Source organism: Anaerolineales bacterium, assembly GCA_016928575.1.
Lineage (GTDB): Bacteria > Chloroflexota > Anaerolineae > Anaerolineales > RBG-16-64-43 > JAFGKK01.
This window is the reverse complement of sequence record JAFGKK010000085.1, coordinates 1-3,529: the sequence shown is the minus strand read 5'-3', so window position 1 is coordinate 3,529 and position 3,529 is coordinate 1. Positions and strand designations below refer to the sequence as shown.

4 protein-coding genes and 1 tRNA gene are annotated in these 3,529 nt (G+C 61.9%); all 5 read left to right on the top strand.

Annotation, left to right across the window (positions count from 1 at the left end):
- Nucleotides 1–475 precede the first annotated feature (475 nt).
- The 5 genes from JW929_10655 to JW929_10635 all read left to right on the top strand — a co-directional run bounded on the left by JW929_10655 (nucleotide 476) and on the right by JW929_10635 (nucleotide 3,106).
- Nucleotides 476–559: transfer RNA gene (locus tag JW929_10655), tRNA-Leu, on the top strand.
- A 366-nt stretch (nucleotides 560–925) separates the two neighbouring features.
- Nucleotides 926–1,246, top strand: a complete 321-nt coding sequence (locus JW929_10650) for a hypothetical protein (protein ID MBN1439858.1) — start codon at nucleotides 926–928, stop codon at nucleotides 1,244–1,246.
- Complete coding sequence (locus JW929_10645; protein ID MBN1439857.1) at nucleotides 1,243–1,983, top strand: YdcF family protein; 741 nt, start codon at nucleotides 1,243–1,245, stop codon at nucleotides 1,981–1,983. The genes JW929_10650 and JW929_10645 overlap by 4 nt, the downstream gene beginning before the upstream one ends.
- A gap of 46 nt (nucleotides 1,984–2,029) precedes the next feature.
- On the top strand, nucleotides 2,030–2,605 hold the full coding sequence (locus JW929_10640; GenBank protein MBN1439856.1) for an HDIG domain-containing protein: 576 nt from the start codon (nucleotides 2,030–2,032) through the stop codon (nucleotides 2,603–2,605).
- Between the two features lie 27 nt (nucleotides 2,606–2,632).
- Nucleotides 2,633–3,106 carry an isoprenylcysteine carboxylmethyltransferase family protein gene (locus tag JW929_10635; protein MBN1439855.1) on the top strand — a complete coding sequence of 158 codons (474 nt, stop codon included), beginning with the start codon at nucleotides 2,633–2,635 and terminating at the stop codon, nucleotides 3,104–3,106.
- The last annotated feature ends 423 nt before the right edge of the window (nucleotides 3,107–3,529 follow it).

Genomic DNA, 3,529 nt, shown 5'->3' with positions numbered 1-3,529 from the left:
CCTGGCATAAGTCAGGAGAGGGGGAAGGGGTTGTGGGGTTGGGGGTGAGGAAAGGGCAGGGACGGGGGGCTGAGGAGATACAAAATGTCTTTCAATACTCTAATCGTCAAGAGGGCTGTCTGGAAAGCGGAAAAACAAATTTTCCGTTGAGACATCGCTTTCTGGTTGTGTCGTCATTCCCGCGTGGTTTTAATGGTAATCCAGGGATTGAGAGACATGGATGCCCGCTCGATCCACCCCGCTTTCACCGCTTCTTCCGTTTCCCCCGCTTCCCTCGTTTCCCCCGCTTCGCGAGGGGAGCGCGAGGGTGGGCGCGGGCATGACATTCGCCGGCTGAGCGCTCAAAAACAACGAACCGTTTCGGCCGCCTGCATCGGGGAACTGCTGTTCCTGCGTTTTCCCGGCCGGGTCCGCGCCGGCCCAATCGCATCAAGATTGACAAATCCTTTTTTCTTATTACAATTCAGGCTCTCATGCCGGAGTGGCGGAACTGGCAGACGCGCTGCGTTCAGGGCGCAGTGGCCGCAAGGCCATCTGGGTTCAACTCCCAGCTTCGGCACTAACCCGGGAAACCGGGTTTTTTCTTTACCGGGTGCATCCCGGTTTCCAATGGTGTGCTGAAAAGCCTTGCCCCGCTTCGCGGAGTGAGGCCGGGGCAGCCCGCACTCTACGCGGGCGGATCCCTGGCCCAGCCCGGCCAGAGCGGGCGAGACCCCGGAAGTTATCAAGTGGTTTCGATGCGCCCCGGAAGAGCACTGGGGCTGCTCAACCACCATCTTTTCTTTTTTCAGCACCCTGCCAAGCATCCTCCCGAGGTATGATGTCCTGTTCCGTAGACAGAAAAAAAGAGCCTTCGGCCGGCGCCCCGCGCCAGGATGATGCCTTTCCCGCCGCCGTTGTCCGCGACGGATGGCGCTTCCATCATATGGGGATCCCCACCCGCATCCCGCGCCCGAAAGAAAAGCATCTGCCCCAATTCGGCTTGTACGTTTCCGGATTCGAAACCAGCCCGTTCGGAATCGAGTGGATGCGGTTCGAGGATCACAGCCCCCGGCCCGAGATCATCCGCACCGTGCCCCACCTGGCATTCGTCGTTGACGATCTGGAAACCGCCCTGAAAGACAGGGAGATCCTCTTCGGCGTCGCCGCGCCGTCGGCCGGGGTACGCACGGCGATGATCCTTGACGACGGTGCGCCCGTCGAATTGATGGAATTCCGGGGCGCGGGCGGAGGACCGGCCGGATGAAGAAGATCCGCCTAAGCGGACCCTGGCTGTTTTTCCTTTTGGGGGGAGCAACCCTTGCCGGCTTGCCGTGGATCTATATCCGGTTGAAAACTCAACCGCGGATCTTCCGGAGTCCGCAGGACGCACCCTCCGCTCCGGTGGCGATCGTCTTCGGCGCCGGCCTGTACCGCGACGGGACTCCGTTGCCGGTCCTGGCCGACCGGGTGGCCGCGGCGGTCGATTTGTATAAATCCGGTAAGGTCGGCAAACTCCTCCTGACCGGCGACAACCGCTTCCCGGAATACAACGAACCCGAGGCGATGCGCCAATACGCCATCTCGCTCGGCGTGCCGGAAGCCGATCTGGTCCGGGATTTTGCGGGCCGGCGCACCTACGACAGCTGTTACCGGGCCCGGTTCGTCTTCAACGTCCGGCAGGCGATCCTCGTCTCCCAGGATTTCCACCTGCCCCGGGCGCTATACCTCTGCGACAACCTGGGAATCGACGCCGTCGGCGTTGCGGCCGATCGGTACGAGTACCGGACCACGTCGCTCCTGCTGTGGAACCTGCGCGAATGGGCGGCCTGCGCCGCGGCGATCGTAGATGCGCAGGTCACGCACCCCCAGCCCGTCCTCGGGCCGCTTGAGCCCCTCATTCCTGACTCCCCCCTTTCCCTGCATACCCCCGCTGCCCCCGCTTCCCCCGCTTCGCGAGGGCCGGCGCGAGGGCAGTCGCCGGAAGATGGGGACGGAGGGTGAGGCAGGGAACACCGGCTGGAAATCCGGACAGAAAGGTCAATTCCCAATGAACCGCTCCGAAGCCCTCTCCATCGTGCGCGAATTTATCAAAAACGAAAATCTCTTTCGCCACATGCTGGCCGTCGAGGCAGCGATGCGGTTTTATGCGAGGAAATTCGGCGAAGACGAAGAATTATGGGGGGCCGCCGGATTGCTGCACGATTTCGATTGGGAGATCCATCCGGACCTGGAACGCCACCCCATGGCGGGGGCGCCGATCCTGCGCCAGCGGGGCGTACCGGAGGAAATCATCCACGCCGTGCTTTCCCACGCTGACCACACCGGCGTGGCGCGGGAGAACCGCATGGAAAGAGCGCTTTTCGCCTGCGACGAATTGACCGGCCTGATCACCGCCGTGGCCCTGGTCCGGCCCTCGCGCTCGCTCCTGGACTTAACCGCCAAATCGGTGAAGAAAAAATGGAAGGACCGGGCCTTCGCCGCCGGAGCCAACCGCGAGGAGATCGAGCGCGGGACCGCCGAATTCGGCGTGGAACTTTGGGAGCACGTCGAGAACGTCATCCAAGCCATGCGCCCCATCGCCGCCGAGCTCGGATTGCAGGGGAACGCCGCCCCTGCAGCGTAGCCTTCCCGCCTCGCTGGCGTTTCAGCGATGAAACGATTCCCTGTAAACGCAACCGCCGTTTTCGGCATTCTGCTTGCCGTCGGTTTTTGCTTCTGGCTCGATACCCGCCTGTCCTTTCGTCTGCCGGCCGTCTCAGGCTGGATTTCATGGGGCATTGTGTTGACGGGCATAATCCTGCTGGCTTTGGCGGAAACCGCGTTTCTGGCTTGGGGCGGCGCGACCGGCGCTCCCGCCGACCCGACCAAGCGCTTGGTCGTTTTCGGGATCTACCGCTGGGTCAGGAATCCGATCTATCTGGGCGGGGCGCTGGTTCTGCTGGGGGTTGCGCTGGCGCGGCGGTCACCGACCCTGCTGTCGGCGGCAGCTCTGTTCTCGATCTCGATTCACTTCACCGTCGTCCGCAGCGAGGAACGCAGACTCGAAGCCGATTTCGGCCAAGACTATTTGGAGAACAAACGTCGCGTGCCCCGTTGGATTCCCCGCGTGCCGCGGAAGAAATAATCAACCGACGGTCGATCAGTGAAATTCGGCCGCAGTCGACGGCCGGACGGGCATGCCGGGGAGCACCTCCGTCGAACCTTCGAGGATGGCGCCCCTTGCACGACATGCTCCTTTCCCTGTTCCATGAATGGAACACCGCGCGGCAGTCCGGATCGCAATACCAAAGGACTGCGCAGCAAGCCCCGCTTTCCCCATATCCATAAAACGAAGAAAGCCGGGCAAGCCGTGGGGGATTTTCATCCCGCACGAGCAGGATAGAATGAGGACAACCCGAACAACGCCGGAAACCGTCATCGAATCCAAAAGCCGGAAAAAAAACCGGCTTGTAAAAAAAATGTATCTCCTCAGCCCCCTGTCCCTGCCCTTTCCTCACCCCCAACCCCACAACCCCTTCCCCCTCTCCTGACTTATGCCAGGAGAGGG